This is a genomic window from Marinomonas piezotolerans, from assembly GCF_003362755.1.
GTDB lineage: Bacteria > Pseudomonadota > Gammaproteobacteria > Pseudomonadales > Marinomonadaceae > Marinomonas > Marinomonas piezotolerans.
Window position 1 is genome coordinate 1 of sequence record NZ_QKRA01000003.1, and the last position, 26,996, is coordinate 26,996.

The following is a 26,996-nucleotide window of genomic DNA, read 5'->3' on the forward strand; positions in this document are numbered from 1 at the left end:
TCTACTTGATCAACAACAGCCAATTTAAAGGCAAGGTAATAATCACGCTGTGTACGCTTAGATGTTGTGGTCATTGCACTCTCCAATTGTTGTATTGAAAAGTGACAACCTTATTTAGGACGGGTCAACCTCATAAATTGAGGTATCATGAGTAAGGGCTTTTTTTGTGTCTATTTGAAAGGCCGTCTTGCGAAAATGGCTCGATGGCATGTCGGGCTACCTATCGGTGACACTGATTCGAATGGGCACTGTAAAAAGTTTTGGGGCTCCTCAGTTAAGCAGATTGGCTGCTTAATGTTGTACGCCCAGAAGAGCCTTAAACCAAGCGACCATCACCAACCGTCATGAGCGAAAGCCCCTTTATACGAAGCCCCTCGCCTCAATGCAGAATGACTTTACGAAGAACAGCTATAATGGCTAACGCCGCCCATGCGATAGAACGCTTCTGGGCGCAAACGGTAGTATTTATCCTCCATTTCTTGAGACTGCTCCTGGTAGGGGGCATTCAATACTTCTTGCAATTCTCTAATCAAATCATAGTTCCCTTGCTCTGCTTGTTGGTAAGCCGGAACGATAAGCCACTCGCGCCAAGTATATTTTGGATTGATCTGTTTCATAGCTTGGCTAACGCTAGCTTGTTGTTCATCTGCGTTGATGGCTGTCCGCCATTGATCGAGCCACTGTTGCCATTGGTCTAATTGTTCTTGCGTTGGCTTTTTGTAAAAGCTGTGCGCTAGTGTTGCGATGTCTTTGGGTACATGGGACAGCTCACGGAAAAACATGTTGAAGTCGGCGCGAGTGCTGACCATCAGTTTTAATAGCTGTACCACAAGCTCTGAGTCATAGCATTCAAGCCCTAGTTTACTGACCCACATGGCTTCGACTTTTTGCTCCATAACCGAACCGAATTCATTCCGTATTTGCAGCAGCGCTTGGTGAGCATTGGGTTCTTGTTGCAGCAAGGGTTCTAAGGATTTGCAGAACATATTGAAGTTTTGCTGTGCCGCTAGAGGCTGGTTTAGGAATGAGAAGTGGCGGCCACCGCCAGTCCAAGGTTGGAAAACTGGGTCAAACATTTCACAGAAGCCAAACGGGCCATAATCTAGCGTATAGCCTCCAACAGGGCAGTTGTCTCCGTTGAAGTTGCCTTGGCAATAACCGACACGAATCCAGTCAGCAACGAGCGAGCTTAACCGATCACGGAATAATTGAGCGAGTTTAACAAGCTTATCAGGGAAAGCCAGAGCGGAATCAATATCTTCATGGTACTCTCTGTCTATTACGTGACGTACAAGCATTTCAAGCTCTTTGAGAGCGTCTGGATAGGCATCACTGCGAGCGCGTCGAGCAAAAAGCTCTAGTTGACCGACACGTATAAATGACGGCGCTACTCGGGTTGAAATCGCCACTGGGTTGGAAACCATGACTTCTGGATCATTAGACTGAGAGCCTTCAAAGTACCAAGGACGTTGCACTTGCTCGGACTTGGAAACAAACAAACTAAGAGAGCGAGACGTGGGAATTCCCAATGCATTCATGGCCTCTTGCGCCAAAAACTCACGTACGCTAGAACGCAGCACTGCTCGCCCATCACCGCCCCGACAGTATGGTGTGCGCCCGCCCCCTTTTAGCTGCATTTCCCAACGCTTACCTTTAAAAACACCTTCAAATATCGACATGGCACGACCATCTCCATAGCCATTGCCGGTACCAAAAGGGCATTGTTGAGTGTATTCCGTCCCGTAAATGGACAGTGCGTAACCGGTCGCCCAGCCAAGTTTTAGCATTGGCTCGGGAGCATTAGACAGGTCCCCCGAAAAGGCACTCTGAAACTCCTGTGTCAGAGCCAGGGCATCGTCTAAGCCAATTTCTTTAAAAAAGGTAGTGCTATGAGCAATGTATTCGGCGTCTGGCAAAGGTGTTGGTGTTACGGGGACATAGTGCCCAGAGTAGACTTGTCTTGGGTGGTGCTCATTGCCATTGTCGTTGGCATCTGGATCGGCGTTTAGTGACGCCATGAAAGAGTAGTCAACGTGCTCGGCGAACTCTTGAAAGGTTGAGGTCTTGGTAGTGTGATCACTGGTGCTGTCGTTTGCCATGTTGCATCGTCTCTCTTGAATAATCGTCGATTAAGTTTGGCTTAATTTCTCATCTTTGAACGGATGAAGATACGGGTCTTATCGAATTAGTACATGATTGTAATGTCTAGGATACGACTGTTTTAATAAATTTTGCCTATCTACATGAGCACGTGGAGTATTGTATTTCGTCGACGGCATTGAGTGAATGAAGGTATGTCACATGTCATCTGATCCGTTTGTGCGAGTCTCTATCGGCGCTTTGCTCAGATGAGTCACAATATTTTATTAGGTTGAACCTTATTACTTTAAGATTAGCTGCGCAATTGATTGAACTGATTCGTTAAACTATTGCGTAATTTATAAAGCCGAACAGTAAGGAATGTAATGAATGAGCAGTCAGTCGTGGGTAACGAAATTATATAAGTGGATAGTGAAATCGAGTGAAAAAGAGGAGGGCGAGCAGCGTTCGGTAGCAAAAAACTTTCTTAGGTTAATCAGCGCGCAATTCCTAACTAATACAGGTGATGCCATTATAAATCCTAAGGTGACTTTACCTTGGCTTTTGCAAAGTGTTGGAGCGCCGACTTTTTTAGTTGGCTGGTTGGTGCCGATTCGCGAAAGTGGATCATTGTTGCCTCAGCTTTTTATCTCAAGTGCTATGCAAAGGCTCAAGATTCGTAAGTGGGTTTGGGTGTTAGGAAGTCTAATACAGGCCACATGCTTGGTACTTATGGCCGTCGTTGCCTACGCTTTAGAAGGTTTAAGTGCCGGGTTATGCATAGTGCTTTTGTTGGCGTTGTTCAGTCTTGCTAGAGGCTTAAACTCGGTTGCTACCAAAGACATACTCGGTAAGACCATACCTAAATCTGAACGTGGCCAAGTCACGGGATTATCCGCAAGTGCTGCAGGCTTAGTGACCATAGGGATTGGGGTCTTCATGCTATTCAGCGATCAATTGGATTGGGAGCACTCTGGCTACTTTGTTTGGGGATTAATTATAGGTGGTGCGCTTTGGGCGGTATCGGCCATTATCTTCTCTGGTTTGAATGAGCCTGAAAGTGATACTGAAGAGTCGGACTTCAGTATTAAGGGAGCTCTTAAACAACTGGCGTTGCTTAAAACAGACAAAGCTTTTCGCCATTTCGTTATGACGCGTGCGTTTTTCTTGGGAACAGCATTAAGTGCTCCGTATTACGTATTGTTAGCAGAAAAGCATATTGGTGATGCTATTTGGGTGCTGGCTATATTTATGGTGATCAGTGGTTTGGCAGGGTTGCTATCGGGCCCGTTCTGGGGGCGCTTCTCTGATGCTTCAAGCCGCAAAGTGTTAGTTAGTGCTGCGACCTTAGGCGGTTTGACAGGGATTATTCTTCTTGGAATGGTTCATTTTGTACCAAGTGTGATTGGGCAGGTTTGGGTTTTGCCTTTATTCTATTTTTTATTAACGGTGTTTCATCAAGGGATACGTGTAGGGCGTAAAACTTATCTGGTCGATATGGCTGAAGGCAATAAGCGTACTAGCTATACGGCTGTAGGTAATACAGCCATCGGTATTTTGCTTCTTTTATTGAGCCTACTAGGCGTACTAGCAGAAGTCGTCCCTCTAGAAGTTGTCATTGGGCTATATTCCAGCATAACGTTGGTGGGAGTCGTCATGGCATTGCGTTTACCAGAGACTTCTCAAAGTTAGCTAGGAAGTGGAACAGCTACACTCTGTTTCACTTTATTGAGTACGACTGTGGAGCTTGCGTCTCTAACTCCTTCCATAAATGCCAAGTCTTCACTTAAAAAAGTCGCCAGTGAAGGAAGGTCAGGTGCGATGACTTTTAACCAGTAGTCGCTTTCTCCTGTCACAGAATAGCACTCAAGCACAGTGTCCATCATTGCGACACGGTCTTGGAAATTTTTTCGCGCTCGAGTGTTGCCCTTTTCTAGGGTGACGGTTATGAAGGCTGTGACGTTATACCCGAGCTCACTGATATTCAATTGAGTATTATATGACTCGATTAGGTTGCTTTGTTCAAGGCGGTGTAACCTTCGAGAGCATTGGGAAGGAGAAAGGTTGACCTGCTCTGATAGTGCGACGTTAGATAGCCGAGCATTTGATTGCAGGGCTTGAAGTAGTCTCCAGTCGTAAGCATCAAGTTCGAGTGCGTTCATTCAAAATTCCTTGGTGTTATTTCCCCCAGTTTAGATCAATGTCTACTGGCGATTTTTTTATCTCTAATATCCTATGGAATTTCTGTTAATACACAAGCACATTTTTTGCAATATTTGTTGTTACTTTATAAGTCTCCATAATAAAAAGACCAAAAAAAGACCACTTGCATGTGGTCTTTTGTGGAATCAATATCGATATTAGCCATTATAAATGGTTTGACAACCAAGAGAGCGCTTCATCATAAGGGGCAGGCATCGCTTCAAGGCTTTTAATGATGCTTTGGAGCTGTTCAGTATCACCCGAGCAACTATTGAGATGACCAACCTTGCGTCCCACTCGTACATCTTTTTTGTACCAGTAAAGTTCCAAGCCTTTTATCGCCAACCAATCATAATCTACATCGATGCCGATCAGGTTGATCATCATGCTTTGATTTTTGATTTCCGCAGGAGCTAGAGGGAGTCCAGCGACGGCTCGAATATGATTTTCGAACTGACTTACGCTCGCACCAGCTTGCGTCCAGTGCCCGCTATTGTGGACTCGTGGGGCAAGCTCATTAATAAGTAAGTCATCACCGCAGCGAAAGCACTCCATTGCCATAACACCGACGTAATCAAGCGCATCCATTAGCTTGCCAAGCATGTTCTCCGCTTTAGCCTGCAAATGAGAGAGGCGTTTTAGAGGAGAAATGGACGCGTATAGAATTCCATTGATGTGTAGGTTTAGAGTAAGAGGGTAGAAGTATTTCTCACCATTTTTACCGCGTACGCCAACGACCGATACTTCCTCATCGAAGTTGATTGCTTGTTCGGCAATGGCTAGACCTTTCCAGTCATCAGGAATTTCTGTGCCTTCACTTTCTTTTAACCAGTACTGCCCTTTACCATCATAGCCACCACGACGGCGCTTCATGAGCACTCGGCTACCTAGGGTTTGGTATGCTTTTTCGGCTGTTGAGTCGCTTTCTACTGGGAACCAAGGGGCTGTAGCAAGTTCAAGCTTATCGATCCATTGCTTCTGTGTTAAACGGTCAGCGAGTTGTGGAAAGGTTTCCAAGTTGACGAAGTTAGGGTGTGCCGCAAGCTGCTTTGTTGCCGCTGTTTCAGGCCAGTCTTCGCGTTCAGCAGTCACTATATCGTCTGCTTTTAAAGGGAGTACTTCATCCGTTTCAATATCCACTGGTCGTACATCTAGCCCTAATGGTGTTGCAGCGTGCTGAAGCATTGCACCAAGTTGACCTGCACCTAATACCCAAATAGATGACATAAGTTACGCCTCGCGTGGATCTGGATTGGCTAAGACGGTATCAGTTTGCTCATCGCGGAACGCATCAATGCGTTGAGCCAAGTCTGAATCTTCATTTGCAAGGATTTGACAAGCAAGTAAACCCGCATTAAAAGCACCTGCTGTCCCAATTGCCAGAGTACCCACCGCTACACCTTTAGGCATTTGAGCAATGGATAACAAGCTATCCATTCCATTTAGAGCTTTACTCTGTACTGGTACACCAAGTACTGGAAGTCGAGTATGGGCCGCAACCATACCTGGTAGGTGCGCAGCGCCGCCAGCACCACCAATGATAACCTTGAAACCACGCTCAACAGCACTTTCAGAAAACTCTGCAAGCTTAACCGGCGTGCGATGTGCGGACACAACTTCTACATGGTAAGCGACACCTAGCTTGTCCATGATTTCTGCGGCAGCTTCCATGGTGGCCCAGTCACTTTTTGATCCCATTATTAGGGCTACTTTTGCGTGCAAAATAATTCTCCTGCGCTGTTCTCCAACGGGTTAAGAGGGGAGGTGTCGGAGGTTAATTCTGTTTGGTTAGAGAGTTACAAATAACTCTTCAAAATAGGGGCGATAATATAGCTGATTTTGGTTTAAACCGCGAGATTTGAAACTGTGGCCGATGAAATTTAGTTTATAAATAGATTTTGTGAATTGTGAATATTCATGGTTTTGATATCATGGCGATTTATATTATTTGCCGCAAGAGCTCGTTATGCATAATCACTTTCTATTGCTCGATAAGTTTCGTAAGTACCGCTCCACTATACAAGATTTACTCGCTTCTATTACAACGAGTCTTGATGTAGAAAAGCTCATTGCTGACCCTGAAGCACAAAAGGCAAGCTTAGTGAAATTGTCTAAGGCTTATCCATTTATAGAATTAATGTACAGCTTAGACCAAGCGGGAGTGCAGCTTCACGATACTATTTATAGCCAAAATGTTACGGCAGCACCTGATCGTTATATGGGAAAGGGGAGTGATCGTAGCCATCGTCCCTATTTTGTCGCTGCGCAATCGAGTACTACTCATACCGTCGTCACAGACCCATACCTATCCTCTGCGACATACAAGCTGTCGCTTTCGTCGGTACACCATGTCGTCACGTCTGAAGGGGGAGATCAAGGCTATTTAGTGATCAATTTCAATTTAGCTCGTTTGGTATCGTATTTGTTAGGCGATGAGCGGCGTGGTCGGTTACACCCATTTTTCCAAGGGGTGTATACCATCATTGGCATTAGCTTGATTGGTGTGTCGCTTTGGTTACTAGCTGGCGCCTTTTATACGCTAAAAGAAGGTTTTTCATTAGACCACAGCGCGACCAACGCCTCATTTGGTGTAGTGGTGATGCTTACGCTTTCATTGGCGGTCTTTGATTTGGGCAAAACCATACTCGAAGAGGAAGTTTTGATGAGCAAAGACATCAATCACTACCGCTCCTCTAGACGAACAATAATGAGATTCATGGCTGCTATTATTATTGCTGTGTCCATTGAAGCTCTATTGCTAATGTTCAAATCTGTACTGAGTGGCAATATGCAAAATGTCGTCTTTGGAGTATGGATGCTGCTATCAGCAGTGGGTTTGCTGGCAGGCTTGGGTGCGTATTTAAAACTTAGCAGAGGGGAAGAAAAATAAAAGCGAGGTTAAACCCTCGCTTTCAGATAGCTATCGTAATCTGGGATCTGCTTTTCAAAGGGCTGATCGAAAAGTGGAGAACTGACCAAGAAGTTGGCTGACGATACGCTACAAGCGATAGGAATATTCCACACTGCAGCTACTCGTAAGAGTGCTTTTATATCTGGGTCATGAGGCATTGGCTCAAATGGGTCCCAGAAGAAAATAAGTACGTCAATCTTCCCTTCAGCTATTAAACCTCCGAGCTGTTGGTCACCACCTAAGGGGCCACTAATTAGAGCGGAAACTGGGACACCCAACTGCTTCTGCAGCAACGTGCCCGTTGTTCCTGTCGCCATGAGGTCATGCCCAACAAGTTTCTCTTTATGAGCGTTTGCCCAAGCCGTTAGCTCGGGCTTCATGTTGTCATGAGCCACTAGAGCGATGCGTTTTTTCGCTCCAGTTGTGATGGTTATTTTTTCCATTAAGCGACTTCACCCACTTTAACGACTTTGATCATGTTCGTTGTGCCGTGTGAAACCAAGTGGTCGCCCTTAGTGATGATGACTAAATCACCATCTTTGATATAACCTAAAGATTTTACTTTGTTAACAAGGCCAGAGACGATTGTGTCGATGTTGAATTCTTTGGAAGAGAAAGCAACCGGTGTAACGCCTCGATACAGTGCTGTGCGATTTAAGGTTTCTTGCGTAGGAGACAAAGCAAAGATAGGTAAGCCAGATGAAATTCGCGAAAGTAGCAGAGGCGTAGTGCCGGATTCGGTAAGACTGATAATAGCTTTGACACCTTCGAGGTGATTGGCTGCGTACATGGCAGACATGGCTATCGTCTCAGAGATAGATGTAAAAGTAATGTCTATGCGGTGCTTAGAGCGCATTACCGATGGTTGCTTTTCTGCCCCTAAACAAACACGGTTCATGGTTTTGACAACTTCTTCTGGGTAATCACCCGCAGCGGTTTCGGCAGACAGCATAACGGCATCAGTGCCATCAAGAACGGCGTTTGCGACGTCAAATACTTCAGCGCGTGTTGGCATGGCTTGGGTGATCATGGTTTCCATCATTTGTGTTGCCGTAATCACTGGACGGTTTAGTTGGCGGCAGCGTTTAATCATGTGCTTTTGAACGCCTATTAGCTCAGCGTCACCAATCTCTACACCTAAATCACCACGTGCTACCATTACTGCGTCAGACGCTTTGATAATTGCGTCTAATGTCTCGTCGTCTGCAACGGCTTCTGCTCGCTCAACTTTCGATACGATGCCTGTTTTTAAACCTGCGGCTTCTGCAAGCGTCCGAGCTTCTTCTATGTCATCTGCGCTACGCGGAAATGAAACTGCTAGATAGTCTGCTTTCAGAGCCGCGGCAGTTTTAATGTCTTCTTTATCTTTTTCTGTCAACGCAGCGGCGGATAGACCACCCCCTTGGCGGTTGATGCCTTTATTGTTGGAAAGAGCGCCGCCAACGATGACTTTGGTAATCACTTCCGTACCTTTGACTTCTAGTACTTCCAGTACGACACGCCCATCATCAAGTAAGAGAACATTGCCGGGGGATGAGTCTTTCGCTAATTGCGGGTAATCAATACCGACGCGTTGTTCATCTCCTGAGTCTTTATCAAAACCAACATCAAGAATAAAAGTTGCGCCTTCTTTCAGCTCAACTTTAGTATTTTTGAAGCGAGCAATGCGGATTTTAGGACCCTGTAAGTCACCGAGAATCGCTACATGGCAATTATTCTTAGCGGCCATTTCTCTAACAATGTTTGCTCGGTTGATATGATCTTCCGGTTGACCGTGAGAGAAGTTCAAACGAAATACATTGGCCCCTGCTAGGATCAATTTCTCAATCATTTCAGGGGAGCTAGAGGCTGGACCTAAGGTGGCAACAATTTTGGTTCTGCGAGTCATATTCAATCCAAGAAAATTATAAAGCGTGTAATAGATAGTATAAGAGACGAAAAAGGCTGCGTCAGCAGCCTTTATAGAAACGCGTTACTTTGCGTTCATCAATGCAATGGTGTTATCCAGCATCCTATTGGAAAACCCCCACTCATTATCATACCAAGACATAACTTTGACCAGTTTACCTTGAACGCGCGTCTGAGTCGCATCAAAGTTAGATGTATAAGTGCTATGGTTGAAATCGATTGATACAAGCGGTTCATTGTTAATACAAAGCACTTGTGCGAGTACCGGATCAGCGGCAATAGCGTCAGCAATGATTTTGTTTACTTCTTCAGCTGTGGTTTCTCTCGGCGCTTGGAATGTAAGGTCGACAAGCGATACGTTTATAGTAGGTACTCGTACAGCCATACCATCAAATTTACCCGCGAGCTCCGGAACAACGAGACCTACTGCAGCGGCGGCTCCAGTTTTTGTTGGAATCATGTTCATCGCTGCTGCGCGTGCGCGGTATAGGTCTTCATGATAAACATCGGATAAACGTTGATCGTTGGTGTAGGCATGAATGGTTGTCATTAAGCCACTTTCAATGCCAAGCTTTTCGTTGAGCGGTTTGGCGATTGGGGCTAGACAGTTGGTTGTGCACGACGCATTAGAGATGACAGTCATATCAGAAGTGAGAATGTCTTGGTTTACGCCATAGACAACGGTCGCATCTACTTCTTTGCCTGGAGCAGAAATGATGACCTTTTTTGCGCCTGCTTGTAAGTGTGCGGAAGCTTTATCTTTCGTTGTGAAGATTCCGGTGCATTCGTAGACCACATCAACACCTAGGTCCCCCCAAGGCAAGTCTGCTGGGTTTCGTTCTGAGTACGTAAGGATTTTATCTTCATTAATGTAGAGCGCTTCTGTGTCGAAGTTTACGTCCGCATTAAAGCGTCCATGAACAGTATCGTACTTTGTCAGATGGGCGTTGATTTTTGAGTCGCCAAGGTCGTTAATAGCTACAACTTGGATTTGATCCCGTTTCCCTGATTCATAAAGAGCTCGAAGAACATTGCGTCCGATTCGTCCATAACCGTTAATAGCTACCTTAATCGTCATATCTCACTCCTAGAATATTTGAAAAATAGATCTATCCTAAAATAAGTGTAGGACAGAATTGTTTCGATGATATTGTAAAAACACTACAAAAATAAAAAATAAATTCCAACATCTACGTTTTATAGAGCATTTGAGTTATCAAAACGGTAACTCAAATGCTCTATAACTTCGTTCGTCAGCTTATACCTCTATTCTAACTAAAAAAAGCAGGTTATGTGGAGTCTTTTTGGTAAATAAATTACATAAAAAGGCTTTTTAAGTGTTTTTTAGGCTTGTTTGTCGCGAATATTTTATTAAAATGTAGTAAAATTACATAAATTGGTTGTCAGGGTGGCCCTGACAAGCCCGTACGGAGAGTAAATAATGAACCCGATCGTGGAAAATGTAACCCAAGCCATTATTGAGCGCAGTCGAACTTTGCGTACTCAATATTTAGCGGATATGAAGCGGGCTGAGTTAAAAGGCCCACATAGAGGGTCGCTTTCATGTGGTAATTTGGCGCATGGTTTTGCTGCGTGTCAGCCCCAAGAAAAGCAAGCGTTAAAGCTAATGGACGAGGCAAACATCGGTATTGTGTCGTCCTACAACGACATGCTTTCGGCACACAAGCCTTACGAAGACTATCCAAATATCATACGTCAAGCCGTGGTAGAAATGGGCTCTATTGCTCAGTTTGCTGGTGGTGTCCCTGCGATGTGTGATGGTGTTACGCAAGGGCAGGATGGCATGGAGTTGTCGTTATTTAGTCGTGACAATATCGCGCAAGGTGCGGCAATTGCTTTGTCCCATAACATGTTTGATGCCGCTGTTTTCCTAGGAATCTGTGACAAAATTGTCCCTGGGTTATTGATAGCAGCTCTTCGTTTTGGTCATTTACCAAGCCTATTTATCCCAGCTGGTCCAATGCACTCAGGCATTACCAATGCTGAAAAGGCTGCAGTACGTCAGCGTTATGCTAAAGGCGAAGCAACTCGAGATGAATTACTGGAGGCAGAGTCTGCGTCGTATCACAGCGCCGGTACATGTACATTCTATGGCACGGCGAATTCTAATCAGCTTTTAGTAGAGATGATGGGATTGCAATTGCCTGGATCTTCTTTTGTAAATCCAGGTACTCCATTACGTGAAGCGTTAACGCGCTATGCGGCACAGTTGACGACTAAGATTACTGCATTAGGTAAAGACTACCGACCGATTTATGAGGTCATCGACGAGCGGTCCATTGTCAATGCTATGGTTGGTTTGCTGGCGACGGGTGGGTCAACTAACCATACAATGCATATCGTTGCATTTGCGCGTGCAGCAGGAATCATAGTGAACTGGGATGATTTTTCGCAGTTATCAAAAGTCGTACCGTCTTTGACTCGTATTTATCCCAATGGACAAGCGGACATTAATCACTTCCAAGCAGCGGGAGGAATGGCGTTTCTTGTTAAGCAATTGCTTAAAGGCGGATTGCTTCATGAAGATGTTAATACGATTGTAGGTAAAGGGCTTACTCATTACACCAAAGAGCCGTTTTTGGATAATGAGACGCTCGTCTGGCGTGATGGCGTTGAAGCAAGTTTAGATGAGAGTGTGGCACGGCCTATTGATAATCCGTTTAGCAAAGAGGGTGGCCTATCGTTATTACAAGGTAATCTTGGGCGTGCGGTTATCAAGGTGTCAGCTGTTCAGCCTGAAAACCGTATCATTGAAGCGCCAGCAGTTGTATTTCACGACCAGAATGAGCTAGTTAAAGCAATTTCCAGCGGTGCATTGAAACGAGACTGTGTTGCTGTCGTTCGCTATCAAGGGCCGAAAGCTCTTGGCATGCCTGAGCTGCATAAGTTAACTCCATACCTAGGCAATCTACAAGATCAAGGGTACAAGGTGGCCCTCGTCACGGATGGTCGTATGTCTGGTGCGTCCGGTAAAGTGCCTGCCGCCATTCATTTGACCCCAGAGGCTCTAGCAGGCGGTCTAATTGCTAAAATTAAAGATGGAGATCTAGTCCGTCTTGACTCTGTAGAAGGGACATTATCAGTGTTGATCGACGACACTGAACTCGCGCAGCGTCAAGTTGAGGCGGTTGATTTAAGTGGATCTCATCAAGGCATGGGGCGTGAATTATTTAGTGCTCAACGAATGCTTGTAAGTGGTGCTGAGCAGGGGGCGTGCAGCCTATTTAATGACTAAGAATTTCTCTGACTACTAACTTTTGTTAGTAATGGTGTTTTGGCCTCCTTTTGGAGGCCTTTTTTTATTTAAAATATACTGATTCTGATGCCGATTTCATGCATTTTTGTATGCCATAAAAAAAGCCAAGCTAGGAAGGCGGTCTTCTAGCTTGGCTTTTAGAGTGTTAACCCACTTAATCTAATTAAGCGTTTCTAAGTTTCTCTCGTAAGAATCAAATGTGTCTAGCACCTTTTTCTCTGGTGCGCCTGTCATCAGACTGACAACAATGATGGCTAATGTGGACAAGATAAAACCTGGAACAATTTCATAGAGATCAAAAATCCCACCGGAAATTTGTTTCCATACCACGATGGTCACACCACCAATCACAATACCTGCGAGCGCGCCATTACGATTCATGTTACGCCAGAATAAGCTGAGAATGACAGCAGGACCAAATGCAGCGCCAAATCCAGCCCAGGCATAGGACACAAGTCCTAACACAGAGCTTTCCGGGTTAAACGCAAGTATTAAGGCAATAATAGAGAGTGCGACAACGCCCAAGCGGCCAACATTGACAATTTGTTTTTGCGACGCATTGGGGTTAATCCAAGCCTTGTAAAAGTCTTCCGCCAAAGCTGAGGACGATACGAGTAACTGAGAGTCAGCCGTACTCATAATTGCGGCAAGAATAGCAGCAAGAAGAATGCCTGCAATGACAGGGTTAAACACTGCGTTGACAAGAATCATAAAGATTTTCTCGCCATCTTCTAAGCTTCCGCCCATATGGTTATCAACGTACACAATACCGACTAGACCAATCAGCAATGCACCAAGCATCGAAATTGCTGTCCATCCTACGGCAATGCGGCGTGCAGTACTGATATCTTTATTAGAACGGGCTGCTTTAAAGCGAGCAAGGATATGTGGTTGGCCAAAGTAACCAAGCCCCCACGCAACCAATGAAATAATCCCAATGGCGCTCAAGGGGTCGCCACTAATGTCATTCCAAATCGTAAGCAACTCGGGGTTTTTGTCAGCTAACGTCGCGGGTAATGCTGACCATTCTCCTTCCATGATAGCCAGTGGCACAATAGCAAGTGCAGCACACATTAAGAGACCTTGTACTAGATCTGTCCACGATACTGCTAAGAAACCACCAAAAAGAGTGTAAGAGACGACACAGATTGTGCCAATGATAACTGCCCAGCGGTAATCTAGACCGAAAACGGTTTCAAATAGCTTTCCGCCCGCTACCAAACCAGAGCTTGTATAGAACAAGAAAAACAATAAAATAAAGAATGCTGAAATCGTTTGAATCAGTTTGGATTTGTCTTGGAAACGACTAGACAGGTATTCTGGTAGAGTTAAGGTGTTGGATTCGACGCTGTATGTGCGTAAACGCTTAGCGCAGATGAGCCAGTTAAGATAGGTGCCAGCTAAAAGTCCACCAGCAAGCCAGATGGATTCCATACCCGCGGCAAATGCGTAGCCAGGGAGCCCGAGAAGCAACCATCCACTCATGTCAGATGCACCTGCAGAAAGGGCTGTTGGCCAAGGACCAAGCGAGCGTCCACCTAGGAAATAGTCCTCAGAACTTGACGTCCGTTTGTAGGCGTATAAACCGATTCCAAGCATTACCACTAGGTATGCGAGGAACGTAAAGCTTATTGCTAAGCTATTTTCAATCATTGTAGTCCCCATGGTTTTATTTATAGATGTCGTTACTGTGTGCTAGACGAAAAACAAGCGCGAATGGGCTTTTTGTTTAACTGTGCTGGGCGCACGATATACGTTAGGTTATTGTCATCATTGATAGTGATGAAGTAGGTTGAATGTCCATGAAAGTGGCGACAAGTAATTGACCAATTCACAACCTGACGGGCGATTCTAGGCAGAGATAAAGGGTTTATCTTTCAAAAATCTACGGTATCGTTTCAAAAATCTCTGATCAGACGTGGATGAGTGGTATTTTTATTCTACGGTAGATGCCTATGGCGCGCTAAAGAGAGGGGCAGCCTGATGGAGTGTGGGTACGTCGAGTCCTAAATGAACTCAAAGCGGGCGCTACACCCGCTTTGAATTGGCACTAGTCTTGTTTCGGTAGACGAGTGTCTTGAACACTGAGTTTGAGTTTGCGTAGGTGTTCGTTAAACTCAGGTCCACGTTTTAAGAGCACGCCTGTTGCAAGCGCATCGATCAATGTTAAGTAGACGATACGTGAGCTCATAGGTGTATAGATGTCAGTGTCTTCTGTTTCTTCAATCGGCAAAACAATAGAGCAATGATTGGTTAGCGGTGATCCTGGATTGGTGATGCCAACCACTGTAGCCCCCGCTTCCCGAGCAACCCGAGCCGTTTCAATTAGCGGCAGTGTCCGTCCTGACAAAGAAATAATCACAACTGCATCACCAGGGTGGGTGCCTGCTGCGGCCATACGCTGCACGAGTATGTCGGTGTAAGCGACGACAGGCATGTTTAACCGGAAAAATTTGTGGTGTGCGTCTTTTGCAACCGGGCCGGATGCGCCTAGTCCGTAAAATTCTATTCTGCGAGCCTGGGCAAGCACGTCTACGGCACGGCTAATTAAGGTTTCTGGAAGAAGTTCTTGAGCGCGCGTAAGGTTATTTTTAGCGGCTTCAAAAATTTTGTTGGTAATGGCGCCGGGAGCGTCGTCTGGTTCTACGTTCAAATTTACATAGGGGGTGCCTTTGGCGAGGCTTTGGGCCAATGCAACTTTAAAATCAGGGAACCCACTACCAATAAGGCTGCGACAAAAGCGGTTTACGGTCGGCTCACTCACTTCAGCTCGCGCTGCCAACTTGGCGATACTCGAATGAATCGTGGTTTTAGGGTCGGCCAGAATCGCTTCTGCAACTTTACGCTCAGACTTGCTTAGCGTTGTTAGTTGCTCTTGGATTCTGCGAATAATATCTTCATGCTTATTCATCTATGTGCTTCAACAGTATTGTATTGACTCGAAAGGCTATCAAGGACATTCTGACAGCGGTTTCCCCCTCTGGCAATAAGTGATTGATAATGTGTTTAGTTTCTGACTATTTGGCGCGGTTGAACGCAATTTTACCGCAGAACGAAGAAATTGATGTGATCACGCTGGATGAAGGCTTTTCAAACAAGGTGTATCAGCTCAGTTGGGCGGGTAAGCCTCAACTTGTAATGCGCATACCTGGATTGGATGCTTCGTGCTTTCATATTGACCGAGACGTAGAGAAGCTCGTATGGCGTGATGCCTATGCGCGAGGGCTAACATCAAACATTTGTTGGGATGACGGTGATGGAGCCGTTGTCAGTACGTTTTTGATGGGGACGACGTTTTCTTGGGATGTTGCTCATACCACTGAGACGTTAACGTTAGTTGGTGCGGCCGTGGCAATATTGCATCGAATGTCTCGTGTTAGCTACGAATACGATGTTTTTGTCATAATTGACGATTGGCTCACTCAAATCGCGGACCATGATCGATTCGATGATGTGGCTCTGTATTGGCGCTTGGCCTGTCAGTGGCTTCAGCAAATAGACCCTCCCATCAGGCCTCACTCATTGGCTCTTTGCCATAATGATTTAATCCCAAAGAATTTCATTGTCCAACCCCAAAAGGTATGGCTGATTGATTGGGAGAGCGCAGGGATGAATGACCCATTGTTTGATTTGGCTGTATTGGCCCACTCCCATCACCTTAGTAAGCAACAGCTTGAAAGTGTCGCGGCTCAGATTCTATCGGTACCAATGTCGCGTGTTGATCAGAGGAGTATAGAGGCGTACCGCCAAGCCTACGTATTACGTGAGTTGGTTTGGTTGCTGTTGAAAGAGCTCACCGCGCCAGGCGACCTTAATTGTCTGGAGTGGTACCATTCCTTACAGAATAATCCGCAATTTAACCCATATTTTAAGACGTGAGCACACATTAGGTTTTAACCATGTCCATGACACTTCCTTCTGATTGGCAAGCTCATCTTGCTGAAGAATTTGCACAACCCTACATGCAGCACTTAATGGACTTTCTTGCTCAGCGGGAGGCATTAGGTAAAGAGATCTATCCTCCACAAACGCATCGTTTTAATGCTTTCGAAGCGACGCCGTTTTCCAGAGTTAAGGTCGTGATACTTGGCCAAGACCCCTATCATGGTGCGGGGCAGGCGCATGGTTTGTCTTTTTCTGTCATGCCAGATGTTAAAATTCCTCCATCATTGATGAATATCTATAAAGAACTTAATGGAGACTTGAATATTCCGATTGCACGCCATGGCTATCTGATGAATTGGGCGAAACAAGGAGTGTTGTTGTTGAACAGTGTTTTAACGGTTGAAGCCTCTAAAGCCGGATCTCATCAAAACCAAGGCTGGGAGCAATTCACAGATCGCGTGATCAGTTTGATAAATGAACATCACAATGGCGTCGTTTTTATGTTGTGGGGCGCTTATGCGCAAAAAAAAGGACGCCATATTGATCGTAATAAGCACTTAGTACTTGAAACTGTTCACCCTTCACCATTGTCTGCTTATCGAGGTTTTTTAGGTTGTCAGCATTTTTCTAAGGCCAATGCATACTTGGAAGCAATTGGTAGCGCAGCGATCGATTGGGGGGGTCACTTGCAAGGAGAACTGTTGTAGAACACGATAAAAGAGCGCCTGAATTGGCGCTCTTTTATATTATGAGTCCAGTTGATACGGGAGAGGCAGTAGCTCGATTTTTGCGTCACCGACGGTCGCGTGTTCCAGTTCATTAGAGTCTATATTTAATATGATCTGGGCAACATGTACCGCACCGGTATCTGATGTTTGAAAGACCTCACCAATTGTCTTTCCTTCTGAATTTACGATGTCATCACCTCGCTGGAGAGCCATGTCAGCGCACGCGAGCGCCAAATGTTTTTTGGACTTACCGCGGTATTTCATACGTGCGACGATTTCTTGTCCAGTATAGCAGCCCTTCGTAAAGCTGATTCCGCCATTGCGCTGCATATTGATCCATTGGGGGAGTAGCTCTTCACTGTCTTGTTGCGATAACAACGGACGTGCAGCAAGTAACGCCATAATTTCGTGTGCCGCTGGATCTTCTGCGTCAGGTAGCTCTTCGCCGACGGGAGCGACCGTTAAGGTCTGGCGATAAAACGTATTATCTAGGATTAGTTGGCTGCACCCTTCTTGGTAGCTTGTTGGGATTTGAGCGGGATATTGCTCCTGAGGCTCGGTGTTATCGGTTCGCGCAAACATGGAGCTCACGGTGTATTGATCGCTGACATCGTTCAGTTCAGTCTTAAAAAAAACGGCGTACTTTTTAAGGTGATTGAGTAGGGTGCTGAGAGCATCCTGTTTGACGACTAGCCAATAGGCATTTTCATCATGTTGCAGCACAAAGAAATTAGCGATGATTCGTCCTTTGGGCGTGCAAACTGCGGCAAAACTACTGTAATTCGTCGAGATTTTGTCCACGTCGGCGGTAAGCTGACCCTGAAGAAATTTTTTGCTATCGGGTCCAGTGACACAAATAACTCCCATGTCTTTTGAGTGTGCGTAGCTGGTTGGCGGTAGGTGATCATTAAGAAGTTGCTCGAGTTGCATATCGACCTCGATAAATAGTTGCGGTATGAGACTTATATGAGGGCATCCCTATTCATTTCAATGCGCGTAAATGATTGCCATCAAAATTGATGGTTTCTGTGCATCTGTAATACAAAAAATGCAGATCTGCGTTGCAAGATTGACTCTTGGTGCGGATCTTCTGACACTAAGATCTTTGCCAAATTGTCAGCCTCATCAGCGTCGTATAAATGTCTATAAAGAGTAGGCGTATGATGAATATTTGTTGTGGGTAATCTTTATGTTTTTAGGTTTAGATCTAGGCACATCAGGCCTCAAAGGTGTCGTCATAAGTGGAGCGGGTGATGTACTTGCGCAGGCGTCCTGCTCATTAACGGTTCAGTCTCCGAAAGCGACTTGGTCCGAGCAATCTCCAGAAGAATGGTGGCTTGCTCTGGTAGATGTGTGTCAGCAGCTGCGTAATGTCTGTGATTTTTCTGCAATCGAAGCGCTCGGTTTTTCTGGACAAATGCACGGTGCGACGTTACTGAATCGAGCTGGCGAGGTATTACGTCCTTGTATTCTTTGGAATGATGGTCGTAGTAAAAGCCAATGCGAATCTTTAATGCGCCGATACCCTGAGCTGTTAACGCTGTCTGGTAACTTGGTAATGCCAGGCTTTACGGCACCCAAAATAGCGTGGGTAAAAGAGCATGAGCCTGACATCTTTGCGCAATTAGCTAAGGTGTTATTGCCCAAAGATTATATGGTGTTTCGTATGACTGGAGCATTTGCAACCGATTGCTCCGATGCCGCTGGCACACTTTGGCTGAATCCAGAGACACGAATGTGGGATGAGCAATTACTAGCAATGTGCGATCTCACCGTAGCGCATATGCCTAGAGTCTTTGAGGGGCATGAGATTGTTGGTCATGTTTCAAAGTCCGTTGCTGTCGCGTTGGGTCTGGGTGAAATACCTGTCGTAGCAGGTGCTGGGGACAACGCAGCCGGAGCGGTTGGTATGGGGGTGACAGAGCCTGGCCAAGGTTTTGTTTCGCTGGGCACGTCGGGCGTTTATTTTAGTGTGTCTCAGGTCCACAATGCGAACCCTGAAAACACGGTGCATGCGTTTTGTCATGCACTGCCGAATCGTTGGCATCAAATGGGGGTGACTTTGAGTGCTGCAAACTCGTTAACCTGGTTTGCAAACACGGTGAATATGACTGTTCCTGATCTTATGGATGAGTTAGAGCGGAGCGGCGTAACAAAGACACGGGTAGTGTTTTTACCCTACCTCAATGGCGAGCGCACGCCAATTAATGATCCGTTTGCAAGTGGACAGTTCTTCGGCGTGATGAATAATACGACAAGAGCAGAGATGTGTTTGGCGGTGTTGGAAGGTGTCGCATTTTCCATGTTGGATTGTCAGAGTGCACTTTCCAGTGCCGGCAGCGATGTAAGTGAGTTATCACTTATTGGCGGTGGTGCGCGTAGTGCCATATGGCGTCAGATTATGGCAAATGTGTTGAATAAGACGCTAATTTATCGAGATGGAGGGGATGTCGGGCCAGGGCTAGGTGCCGCTCGGCTGGCCTTGTTGGGTAAGAGGGAGCGAGAGGGGGGCGCTATCGAAGCGCTTATCAAGGATCATTGCACCCTCCCAAGCGTTCTTGCAAGCCATGCTCCAGACACTGCATTGCAAGACTATTATCGAAGCAAATATCAGATCTATGGCGCGCTCTATAAGCAAACGTCACTGATGAGCGAAATGCTTGCAGAAATCGTCGCTTAAAAAAGAGGCGCATCAGCAATACGTTGATGCGCCTCTTTTTAGTGAAATGTTAATGCGAACTGACGTCACATCCCTTCGATTCGCTCATTATATTGCGACCGAAAATCTCGAGGGGTCACTCCCTTTAATTCATGAAAACGTCGGTTGAAATTGGCAACATTGTTAAAGCCCACTTGAAAGCAGATATTAGCGATTTGTTGATCGGTTTCAGTGAGTAAACTGCAAGCTCGGCTGACTCTCATGCGATTAACAAACTCGGTGAAGCGATTTCCTGTGGCTTTTTTAAAGAAGCGAGAGAAATGACTATCAGACATGCCGATAAGGTTGGCGACATCTGCGAGGGTTATGTCGTTAGCGTAGTTTTGGGAGACGTAATCAACAACCGTATTAACTTTTCGTTGCAAAGTTTCGCTCGACTTTAAGTCGATTTGCACAGTAGACAGCAATCGATAATTACGGCTGTGGGACAACATATGCAAGAGCGGAAGAGCAGTAATGACGCGCTGAAGCCCGCTTGAATCACGTACTTTACTAAATGTCTCTTCTAAGAAATCGTAGTCCACGTCGAGAAATTCGATACCAGATTTAGCTCGTTGCAGCATTGGCATGATTTCGGCCAATTCTGGGATGATCTTGCACCCTTGTTCAAAGGACTCGTGATCAAAGCGAATGACCATGTCACGCAAGGGAACAGAGGTATCGTTATTTTGACAAATCCAATTATGGGGGAGGCGAGGGCCAGTTAGTATCAATTGTCCTGGCTTGTAATTGCCGATGTAATCTCCGACAAATACTTTGCCTGTCGAGGCGACAATGAAGTGTAATTCGTAATCGTCGTGAGCATGCCAGCGAATAAGTTCGCTCGGGTAGCCATGCTCTAAATAGCGAATGGTTTCGATACCTTCATCAAGTAGTTCGTATTCCGGGGTGAGTCGTTTTGTTGTTGTCATAGTATCACCAGCTTCGGTTAAGCATGCGTTACGCATCACTATCATATTCGATATAAGTGCGCTGCGTATAAAAGACGTCAGCGCACTATAAAGTGCTATGCGTAGTGAGCCTGCATAGCAACGATTGCTTGAGTCAGATCCTTCGTAAACGAGGGGTAATCAACTGGAATATTACCCCATAAATAGCGGTCCTTAGTAAAGGCATCTATTCCAGCCTCATCATCAGTAAAAATGGATAACGCATCCACATTAGGCTCGTGATAAGGTGTAGCGATGGCTTTGTGACGTGCTTTTTGAAAATACGTGAACCATGCTGCGATGCCCTGAATGGTTTTTGACGGGGTGCGTCCAATGGCGTAGCACCCAGCTAACGACGGATAGACAAAAATTGGGAATTTTGCATAGCCGTCGGTGCAAATGCGCTCAACAGTATCGCCTATGTTTGCGTTACTAAATCGTTGCGCGATGATTTGATAGTAGGCATCGAGGTCTACAATGGAGTCTCCAATCGCAGGAATGGCATCCTCGATAATGAATGCCTCAAAGTACTGTCTTAGTTCAGCATCACGCATGGCTTCATCAAAATATGTCATCCCTTTTAAGGCTGCTTGATAAACCACATTGGTGTGTCCGGCATTGAGAATACGTATTTTGGCTTCTTCATAAGGTGCGACATCTTCAACAAATTGTACGCCCACTTGATCGAGTGATGGCTTTTTACCTGCAAAATGATCCTGAATCACCCACTGAATGTAATCCTCCCCCATGACGGTCATTTGGTCATTGATGCCAAATCGGTGTTGCACATCGATACCGTGCTCAGGATTAGGTTTTGGCGTAATGCGATCCACCATGGAGCAAGGGAAAGCTACGTTATGTTGCACCCATTGCGACAGTTCCGTATCACCTTTCGCCGCTAAGAATTGCATTAACCCAGACTCAAGAACTTTACCGTTGTGGCGTAAGTTATCGCAGCACAAGAGCGTTATTTTGGCGTTAGATGTTTGGCTGCGTCGTTTTAAACCTTCATATAAAAACGCATAAATGGTATGTCTTTCACCCGCTAAGTCGGCTTTGATTGCAGCGTGATCTTTCATTAGCTCTCGATTTTCATCGAGGTAATACCCACCTTCTGTCACCGTTGAGGTAATGAGTTGAATGGCGCTGTCTGCAATGATGTGATCAACGCGTTCGGGAGTTTCTGCACCGTCTATTAAGTCAACAATAGAGCGGATGTGCTCGTATTCCGTTGCGCCTTCAGAGTCCATCGTTTTTAGTATGTATTCGCCTTTTTGCTCAGCTAATTGACGAAAGCCTTTAGAGTCTTGAGGGCGAAGGTTAACACCAATAATCCCCCAATTTTTTCCCTCTGTGGTCGCCAAGAGGCGATCAAAATAAACAGCTTGATGGGCGCGATGAAAAGCACCCACGCCCAAATGAACAACGCCCGCTTGGATGTCAGTCCGTTGATAATCACGGGCAAGAAGTTGCTCGACGTTTTTCGTGGCGACTAAATGATTACTCATGGTTTGCTTCCTCTGGTACGACAGAGAAAACACGATCACTTTCATTAAAAAGAATTAATTCGTCGCGATCAACGCGGATCTGTATCATTTCGCCATCTTTTATTTCTGTTCTCGCAGGCGCTTTTACAATGATCGTTTGATCATTTGCCAAACGGATATGGGTGTAGGCTTCTGAGCCTAGATGTTCAATCAACTCAACTCGTCCAGTTAAGTCACCTGAGTCAGATACGATCGTCAAATGCTCTGGACGAATACCTATGGTGGCGTTAGACGGGAGTGGGCCGTGGACACGAGCAACCGGGAAGTCTATTAAGGTGTCCATGAGTTTTAATTGCAGCATGTCGCCTTCACGCGTTAAGCCATCAAGTTTGATCAAATTCATTTTTGGGGTGCCTATGAATTCGGCTACAAATCGGCTGTTTGGTGAGCGGTACAATTCAAGTGGTGTGCCCACCTGTTCAATTTGTCCAGCATTAAGGATAACTACACGATCTGCGAGCGTCATGGCTTCCACTTGGTCGTGGGTCACGTAAATCATGGTTGTTCCAAGCTTCTTGTGTAGACGTGCAAGCTCCAAGCGCATTTGTACACGTAGAGCGGCGTCTAAGTTCGAAAGCGGTTCATCGAACAAGAAAACTTTAGGTTGACGTACGATGGCACGACCAATGGCAACACGTTGGCGTTGTCCACCGGATAATTCTTTTGGTTTTCGTTCAAGCAACTTGTCTAGTTGCAGTGAGGCCGAGACTGAAGACACTTTTTCTTTGATGACGGCATCATCTTCTTTGGCGAGTCGCAGAGCAAAGCTAAGGTTGTCGGCTACGGTCATGTGTGGATATAGGGCATAGGATTGAAAAACCATCGCTAAGTCGCGCTTGGAGGACGCCAACTCTGTGATGTCTCGGCCATCAAGATCTATGCTCCCTCCGGTGCTGGATTCTAAGCCCGCAATGGTACGTAAAAGAGTGGACTTGCCGCAGCCAGAAGGGCCAACAAAGACAATGAATTCACCTTCTTGTATTTTTAGATTAATGCCGCGCAACGCGTGATAGTTGTCGTAGTGTTTCTGAAGCTCGGTAATGTTTAAGTAAGCCATTATTATTATTCCTATAAATTATTTCACAGCGCCGAAGGTTAGACCTTGTACAAGTTGCTTCTGACAGAACCAGCCGAACACAACAATAGGTGCGCATGCTAAGGTAGAGGCAGCGGATAATTTGGCCCAGAATAAGCCTTCAGGGCTGGAGTAAGATGCGATCATTGCTGTCAATGGTGCCGCTTCAGAAGCTGTTAGGTTGAGAGACCAGAAGGCTTCGTTCCAACACAGCACAATGGATAACAGACCTGTTGAAGCGATTCCTCCGACAGAAAGTGGTAGAACGACTTTGGTCATTTCACCCCAAGGCGAAGCACCGTCCATACGAGCCGCTTCTAAAATTTCTTTTGGCAGGTCCTTAAAATATGAGAACAGCATCCAAACAATGATTGGTAAATTCATTAAGGTAAAAATAATGACTAGACCTAGTTGCGTGTCGAGTAATCCGTAGTCACGGCTTAAAATATAGATCGGTACTAGGACGCCAACAGCCGGCAACATCTTGGTAGACAGCATCCAAAGGAGGATATCTTTAGTGCGCTTACCTGGAAAAAACGCCATGGCGTACGCTGATGGAATGGCAATGATAAGTGCCAAAATCGTGGCACCAAATGAGGTAACCACAGAATTCCAAGCGTGTTTTAAGTAGTCACTGCGTTCTTGCACAATGGTGAAATTCTCCAGTGTGGGCTCAAAGAACAACTGCGGTGGTACTGAAATGGCTTGCAGCTCTGTTTTAAAGGACGTGATAAACATCCAAAAGATCGGGAAAAATAACAGTAGAGCAATCGTCCATGAAGCGATCCCCACCAAAATGGTTTTGAGTTTGCGTTGTTGCGTTAAAGTCATATTAAAGCCCTCACACTGTTAGGTTTTTGCCGACAGCGCGGATTAAGAAAAACGCGACGATGTTTGCGAGTAAGACAGCGAATAAACCACCCGCCGAGGCGACACCCACGTCGTATTGCAAGAGTGCTTGGTTGTATATTAGGTAGGCTAAGTTGGTGCTGTCATAGCCTGGCCCGCCACCTGTCGAAACGTAGATTTCCGCAAACACAGCAAGCAAGAAAATAGTTTCAATCATTACCACAACGGCAATAGGGCGAGCTAAATGAGGAATTGTTAGGTAGCGGAATATATGCCATCCTGTCGCGCCATCCATTTGTGCGGCTTCTTTTTGCTCTGTGTCTTGAGACTGTAGCGCGGTTACGAATACGAGAATCGCGAACGGTAGCCACTGCCAACTCACCATGATAATGACAGATACAAGAGGGTAGTTAGACAGCCAGTCGATTGGCTCTAAACCTAAGCTGTTAGATATCCACGCGAAAATCCCGTATACCGGGTTCATCATCATGTTTTTCCAAATCAAAGCGTTGACAGTAGGCATGATAAAAAATGGCGAAATCAGTAAAACACGCACAACGTTACGCCCCGCGAAAGGCTTGTCGATGAGTGCAGACAGAGCCACACCCAGCACAACAGTGATGATCAGCACTGAAAGCAGTAGGGTTAGTGTGTTAGAGATCGCTATCCAGAAACCGGGGTCGGTGACAAAGAACTCAAAATTCATCCAACCGACGAAATTGTTGCGACCTGGGTAGAGTAGGTTGTAGTTGATGCTAGAAAAATAGATAGTCATTGATAATGGCACGACCATCCATACCAGTAGCAATATGACTGAGGGCGCCATTAGTAAGCGAGTGATTGAACGCTTCATGGGATTTTCTCTCGTTATTAGCTGATGAGCGCGTCTCGAGACGTAAAAATCGAAATGAGCGGGGATGTCAATCTCCCCGCTCGTCATCGATTGCGACTAGAGACAAACGGTCGACTAGTAGTAGCCGGCTTGACGCATTTGACGATCTGCAGAACGGTTAGCAGATTTTAGAGCTTGGTCTACGGTCAAGCTGCCAGCTAACGCACCGGATACCATCTGCCCTGTCGTTGTGCCAATTGCTTGGAACTCAGGAATCGCCGCGAATTGAACTCCCACATACGGAGAAGGTTTCAAAGTGCTGTCGTTCGGGTTCGCTGATTTGATGGCTTTTAGCTCTGCATCTGCAAAGACTGCAGCTTTCTGGAATTTAGGGTTTTCGTAGGTGGATTGACGAGTACCCGTTGGTACCGCTCCCCAACCATTTTTAGCCCCAACCAGCTTGATGTAGTCTTTGGATGTTGCCCAACGGACAAATTTTTGAGCTGCGTCCGCTTTTTGGGTAGCGGCGGGAATCCCAAGCGCCCACGACCACAACCAGTTAGCGCCTTTTTCCGTTACAGCGTAAGGGGATTGGGCGAAGCCAACTTGGTCAGCGACTTTAGATTGCTTAGGGTCAGTGACGAAAGAGGCTGCGATCGTGGCATCGATCCACATCCCACATTTTCCTTCGTTAAATAGCGCCAAGTTCTCATTGAAGCTGTTGCCACTTGCACCTGGAGGTCCGTATTTGCTCAGCATGTCGACGTAGAAGTTGACGGCATTTTTCCATTCGTCTGATTCAAGTTGTGGCTTCCAATCCATATCGAACCAACGAGCGCCGAAAGAGTTAGCCATGGCTGACAAGAAGGCCATGTTATCCCCCCAACCTGCTTTACCCCGTAGACAGATGCCGTAAACACCATTTTCAGGGTCGTTCATTGCGGCTGCAGCATCACGAATGTGCTCCCAGCTATCACGATCACTAATTGTTACACCCGCTTTTTTAGCCAAATCTTTACGGTACATCACCATAGAGCTTTCGCCGTAAAATGGTGAAGCGTACATGGTTCCGTCGTAAGACAGGCCACCACGGATCGACGGCAAAATATCATTCACATCATAAGAACCACTGGTATCGATTGGTTCCAACCAACCGCGTTCACCCCAAATAGGTGCTTCGTACATACCAATGGTCATTACGTCATAAAGACCACTACCGTTAGCGATATCTTGAGTAACGTTTTGACGTAATACACCCTCTTCCAGCGTTACCCATTTTACTTTGATGTCTGGGTAAGCTTTCTCAAATTCGGGCGTTAGTTTTTGCATCTCAATCATGTGGCCGTTGTTTACTGTGGCTACTGTAATTTGAGTTTCTGCGAAAGCGTTCATCGCAGCGAGAGAAACCGCGCAAGCGACGGCTGTTTTGGTAAGACTGTTCATAGGTTCTCCCAGTTTGGGTAAGTTTCTTTTTATTGTCGCACCTAGTGGTCTTGATCTAAGTTTGATCAAGTACAGTTAATATAGTGGATACATTAATTGACTCGCTAATACATATATCGCTTATTTTTTGTACTTTTCTGCTTCATTTAGTTAACTTGATCAAAAATGTAGTCAAAATAATACTCTTTTGACTATGCAGTATTTGCGCCCTAAATAATGGGTTTTCTTAGATTCGTGTCAAAAAAGCATTACAAGGCTTTGCAGTCATATTTGCCCAGTGCAACGGAGTCGCTATAATGTCGCGACATTGGTTGGAGTCTTCTCATGACAGATAGAATAGATAGTAAAGAAGCGATGGGGTTTAAGCGCCTCAAATGGCAGTGTCGCCGTGGTATGCTCGAATTAGATGTTTTGTTTGAGCCATTTTTAGATGAAGTGTTTCTGACTTTGAGCGAAGAAGATAAACAACGTTTTTATAAACTGATTGAGTGTGAGGATCAGGAGATCTTTCCTTGGTTTATGCAAAAGGAAGTGCCTGAAGATCCCGATTTAGCGCGTATTGTCGATATTATTGTTACTCGTGTGCAGCCAGAACATTATCGCGCTTAAAGC

Annotated in this window: 23 protein-coding genes; 7 read left to right on the plus strand and 16 right to left on the minus strand. The window is 45.7% G+C overall.

Annotated elements, in window-relative coordinates; all coding sequences use genetic code 11:
* Positions 1-395: 395 nt before the first annotated feature.
* A complete protein-coding gene (locus DN730_RS07510) occupies positions 396-2,099 on the minus strand; it encodes a protein adenylyltransferase SelO (RefSeq protein WP_115467510.1) in 1,704 nt (567 codons plus the stop codon).
* Positions 2,100-2,469: 370 nt separating this feature from the next.
* Here DN730_RS07510 and DN730_RS07515 point away from each other — a divergent pair, with 370 nt between their 5' ends.
* Complete coding sequence (locus tag DN730_RS07515) at positions 2,470-3,771, plus strand: MFS transporter (protein WP_115467511.1); 1,302 nt, start codon at positions 2,470-2,472, stop codon at positions 3,769-3,771.
* Here the strand turns inward: DN730_RS07515 and DN730_RS07520 are convergent.
* The 3 genes from DN730_RS07520 to purE all read right to left on the minus strand — a co-directional run bounded on the left by DN730_RS07520 (position 3,768) and on the right by purE (position 6,003).
* A complete protein-coding gene (locus DN730_RS07520) occupies positions 3,768-4,241 on the minus strand; it encodes an Lrp/AsnC family transcriptional regulator (protein ID WP_115467512.1) in 474 nt (157 codons plus the stop codon). The genes DN730_RS07515 and DN730_RS07520 overlap by 4 nt on opposite strands.
* A gap of 205 nt (positions 4,242-4,446) precedes the next feature.
* Positions 4,447-5,508 (minus strand): 5-(carboxyamino)imidazole ribonucleotide synthase, encoded by a 1,062-nt coding sequence (purK, locus tag DN730_RS07525; protein WP_115467513.1) that lies wholly within the window; start codon positions 5,506-5,508, stop codon positions 4,447-4,449.
* Positions 5,509-5,511: 3 nt separating this feature from the next.
* Entirely contained in the window at positions 5,512-6,003 is a 492-nt protein-coding gene (gene purE / locus DN730_RS07530; protein WP_115467514.1) for a 5-(carboxyamino)imidazole ribonucleotide mutase, read from the minus strand.
* 244 nt (positions 6,004-6,247) lie between these two features.
* Here purE and DN730_RS07535 point away from each other — a divergent pair, with 244 nt between their 5' ends.
* Positions 6,248-7,171 carry a PDC sensor domain-containing protein gene (locus DN730_RS07535; RefSeq protein WP_115467515.1) on the plus strand — a complete coding sequence of 308 codons (924 nt, stop codon included), beginning with the start codon at positions 6,248-6,250 and terminating at the stop codon, positions 7,169-7,171.
* 8 nt (positions 7,172-7,179) lie between these two features.
* Here DN730_RS07535 and DN730_RS07540 read toward each other — a convergent pair whose 3' ends face one another.
* The 3 genes from DN730_RS07540 to gap all read right to left on the minus strand — a co-directional run bounded on the left by DN730_RS07540 (position 7,180) and on the right by gap (position 10,178).
* Positions 7,180-7,635: a methylglyoxal synthase gene (locus tag DN730_RS07540; protein ID WP_115467516.1), complete on the minus strand. Its 456-nt coding sequence runs from the start codon at positions 7,633-7,635 to the stop codon at positions 7,180-7,182.
* Positions 7,635-9,080 carry a pyruvate kinase gene (gene pyk / locus DN730_RS07545; RefSeq protein WP_115467517.1) on the minus strand — a complete coding sequence of 482 codons (1,446 nt, stop codon included), beginning with the start codon at positions 9,078-9,080 and terminating at the stop codon, positions 7,635-7,637. The genes DN730_RS07540 and pyk overlap by 1 nt, the downstream gene beginning before the upstream one ends.
* Positions 9,081-9,164: 84 nt before the next feature.
* Positions 9,165-10,178, minus strand: a complete 1,014-nt coding sequence (gene gap, locus DN730_RS07550) for a type I glyceraldehyde-3-phosphate dehydrogenase (RefSeq protein ID WP_115467518.1) — start codon at positions 10,176-10,178, stop codon at positions 9,165-9,167.
* Positions 10,179-10,541: 363 nt separating this feature from the next.
* Here gap and edd point away from each other — a divergent pair, with 363 nt between their 5' ends.
* Positions 10,542-12,356 carry a phosphogluconate dehydratase gene (edd, locus tag DN730_RS07555; protein WP_115467519.1) on the plus strand — a complete coding sequence of 605 codons (1,815 nt, stop codon included), beginning with the start codon at positions 10,542-10,544 and terminating at the stop codon, positions 12,354-12,356.
* 180 nt (positions 12,357-12,536) lie between these two features.
* On the opposite strand, the gene putP is transcribed toward edd, so the two are convergent.
* Positions 12,537-14,030, minus strand: coding sequence for a sodium/proline symporter PutP (gene putP / locus DN730_RS07560; protein ID WP_115467520.1), 1,494 nt, complete (start codon positions 14,028-14,030; stop codon positions 12,537-12,539).
* A 397-nt stretch (positions 14,031-14,427) separates the two neighbouring features.
* A complete protein-coding gene (hexR, locus tag DN730_RS07565) occupies positions 14,428-15,288 on the minus strand; it encodes a transcriptional regulator HexR (RefSeq protein ID WP_115467521.1) in 861 nt (286 codons plus the stop codon).
* An 89-nt stretch (positions 15,289-15,377) separates the two neighbouring features.
* Between hexR and DN730_RS07570 the strand changes: the two genes are divergently transcribed.
* Both DN730_RS07570 and ung read left to right on the plus strand, forming a co-directional pair.
* Complete coding sequence (locus DN730_RS07570; RefSeq protein ID WP_115467522.1) at positions 15,378-16,256, plus strand: phosphotransferase; 879 nt, start codon at positions 15,378-15,380, stop codon at positions 16,254-16,256.
* 20 nt (positions 16,257-16,276) lie between these two features.
* On the plus strand, positions 16,277-16,969 hold the full coding sequence (ung, locus tag DN730_RS07575) for a uracil-DNA glycosylase (RefSeq protein ID WP_115467523.1): 693 nt from the start codon (positions 16,277-16,279) through the stop codon (positions 16,967-16,969).
* 39 nt (positions 16,970-17,008) lie between these two features.
* Here ung and ygfZ read toward each other — a convergent pair whose 3' ends face one another.
* A complete protein-coding gene (gene ygfZ / locus DN730_RS07580; RefSeq protein WP_115467524.1) occupies positions 17,009-17,920 on the minus strand; it encodes a CAF17-like 4Fe-4S cluster assembly/insertion protein YgfZ in 912 nt (303 codons plus the stop codon).
* 259 nt (positions 17,921-18,179) lie between these two features.
* On the opposite strand from ygfZ, the gene xylB reads away from it, so the two are divergent.
* Positions 18,180-19,670 (plus strand): xylulokinase, encoded by a 1,491-nt coding sequence (gene xylB, locus DN730_RS07585; protein WP_115467525.1) that lies wholly within the window; start codon positions 18,180-18,182, stop codon positions 19,668-19,670.
* 65 nt (positions 19,671-19,735) lie between these two features.
* Here xylB and DN730_RS07590 read toward each other — a convergent pair whose 3' ends face one another.
* From DN730_RS07590 to DN730_RS07615, 6 genes are all read right to left on the minus strand, one after another.
* Positions 19,736-20,620, minus strand: coding sequence for a helix-turn-helix domain-containing protein (locus DN730_RS07590; protein WP_115468017.1), 885 nt, complete (start codon positions 20,618-20,620; stop codon positions 19,736-19,738).
* A gap of 95 nt (positions 20,621-20,715) precedes the next feature.
* Positions 20,716-22,146: a mannitol dehydrogenase family protein gene (locus DN730_RS07595; RefSeq protein WP_115467526.1), complete on the minus strand. Its 1,431-nt coding sequence runs from the start codon at positions 22,144-22,146 to the stop codon at positions 20,716-20,718.
* Positions 22,139-23,242 (minus strand): ABC transporter ATP-binding protein, encoded by a 1,104-nt coding sequence (locus tag DN730_RS07600; RefSeq protein ID WP_115467527.1) that lies wholly within the window; start codon positions 23,240-23,242, stop codon positions 22,139-22,141. The genes DN730_RS07595 and DN730_RS07600 overlap by 8 nt, the downstream gene beginning before the upstream one ends.
* Before the next feature lie 18 nt (positions 23,243-23,260).
* Positions 23,261-24,091, minus strand: a complete 831-nt coding sequence (locus DN730_RS07605) for a carbohydrate ABC transporter permease (protein ID WP_115467528.1) — start codon at positions 24,089-24,091, stop codon at positions 23,261-23,263.
* A gap of 10 nt (positions 24,092-24,101) precedes the next feature.
* Complete coding sequence (locus DN730_RS07610) at positions 24,102-24,962, minus strand: carbohydrate ABC transporter permease (RefSeq protein ID WP_115467529.1); 861 nt, start codon at positions 24,960-24,962, stop codon at positions 24,102-24,104.
* Positions 24,963-25,076: 114 nt separating this feature from the next.
* Positions 25,077-26,384, minus strand: a complete 1,308-nt coding sequence (locus tag DN730_RS07615) for an ABC transporter substrate-binding protein (RefSeq protein WP_115467530.1) — start codon at positions 26,382-26,384, stop codon at positions 25,077-25,079.
* A gap of 324 nt (positions 26,385-26,708) precedes the next feature.
* Here DN730_RS07615 and DN730_RS07620 point away from each other — a divergent pair, with 324 nt between their 5' ends.
* On the plus strand, positions 26,709-26,993 hold the full coding sequence (locus DN730_RS07620; protein WP_115467531.1) for an FAD assembly factor SdhE: 285 nt from the start codon (positions 26,709-26,711) through the stop codon (positions 26,991-26,993).
* The last annotated feature ends 3 nt before the right edge of the window (positions 26,994-26,996 follow it).

Coding starts and splice junctions, on each gene's coding strand:
- edd (WP_115467519.1), top strand. CDS start 10,542: ATGAACCCGATCGTGGAAAATGTAACCCAAGCCATTATTGAGCGCAGT.
- DN730_RS07620 (WP_115467531.1), top strand. CDS start 26,709: ATGACAGATAGAATAGATAGTAAAGAAGCGATGGGGTTTAAGCGCCTC.
- DN730_RS07600 (WP_115467527.1), bottom strand. CDS start 23,242: ATGGCTTACTTAAACATTACCGAGCTTCAGAAACACTACGACAACTAT.
- DN730_RS07535 (WP_115467515.1), top strand. CDS start 6,248: ATGCATAATCACTTTCTATTGCTCGATAAGTTTCGTAAGTACCGCTCC.
- gap (WP_115467518.1), bottom strand. CDS start 10,178: ATGACGATTAAGGTAGCTATTAACGGTTATGGACGAATCGGACGCAAT.
- DN730_RS07570 (WP_115467522.1), top strand. CDS start 15,378: ATGTGTTTAGTTTCTGACTATTTGGCGCGGTTGAACGCAATTTTACCG.
- hexR (WP_115467521.1), bottom strand. CDS start 15,288: ATGAATAAGCATGAAGATATTATTCGCAGAATCCAAGAGCAACTAACA.
- purK (WP_115467513.1), bottom strand. CDS start 5,508: ATGTCATCTATTTGGGTATTAGGTGCAGGTCAACTTGGTGCAATGCTT.
- DN730_RS07605 (WP_115467528.1), bottom strand. CDS start 24,091: ATGACTTTAACGCAACAACGCAAACTCAAAACCATTTTGGTGGGGATC.
- DN730_RS07515 (WP_115467511.1), top strand. CDS start 2,470: ATGAGCAGTCAGTCGTGGGTAACGAAATTATATAAGTGGATAGTGAAA.
- DN730_RS07510 (WP_115467510.1), bottom strand. CDS start 2,099: ATGGCAAACGACAGCACCAGTGATCACACTACCAAGACCTCAACCTTT.
- xylB (WP_115467525.1), top strand. CDS start 18,180: ATGTTTTTAGGTTTAGATCTAGGCACATCAGGCCTCAAAGGTGTCGTC.
- DN730_RS07595 (WP_115467526.1), bottom strand. CDS start 22,146: ATGAGTAATCATTTAGTCGCCACGAAAAACGTCGAGCAACTTCTTGCC.
- DN730_RS07590 (WP_115468017.1), bottom strand. CDS start 20,620: ATGACAACAACAAAACGACTCACCCCGGAATACGAACTACTTGATGAA.
- DN730_RS07520 (WP_115467512.1), bottom strand. CDS start 4,241: ATGAACGCACTCGAACTTGATGCTTACGACTGGAGACTACTTCAAGCC.
- ygfZ (WP_115467524.1), bottom strand. CDS start 17,920: ATGCAACTCGAGCAACTTCTTAATGATCACCTACCGCCAACCAGCTAC.
- DN730_RS07540 (WP_115467516.1), bottom strand. CDS start 7,635: ATGGAAAAAATAACCATCACAACTGGAGCGAAAAAACGCATCGCTCTA.
- ung (WP_115467523.1), top strand. CDS start 16,277: ATGTCCATGACACTTCCTTCTGATTGGCAAGCTCATCTTGCTGAAGAA.
- DN730_RS07615 (WP_115467530.1), bottom strand. CDS start 26,384: ATGAACAGTCTTACCAAAACAGCCGTCGCTTGCGCGGTTTCTCTCGCT.
- putP (WP_115467520.1), bottom strand. CDS start 14,030: ATGATTGAAAATAGCTTAGCAATAAGCTTTACGTTCCTCGCATACCTA.
- pyk (WP_115467517.1), bottom strand. CDS start 9,080: ATGACTCGCAGAACCAAAATTGTTGCCACCTTAGGTCCAGCCTCTAGC.
- DN730_RS07610 (WP_115467529.1), bottom strand. CDS start 24,962: ATGAAGCGTTCAATCACTCGCTTACTAATGGCGCCCTCAGTCATATTG.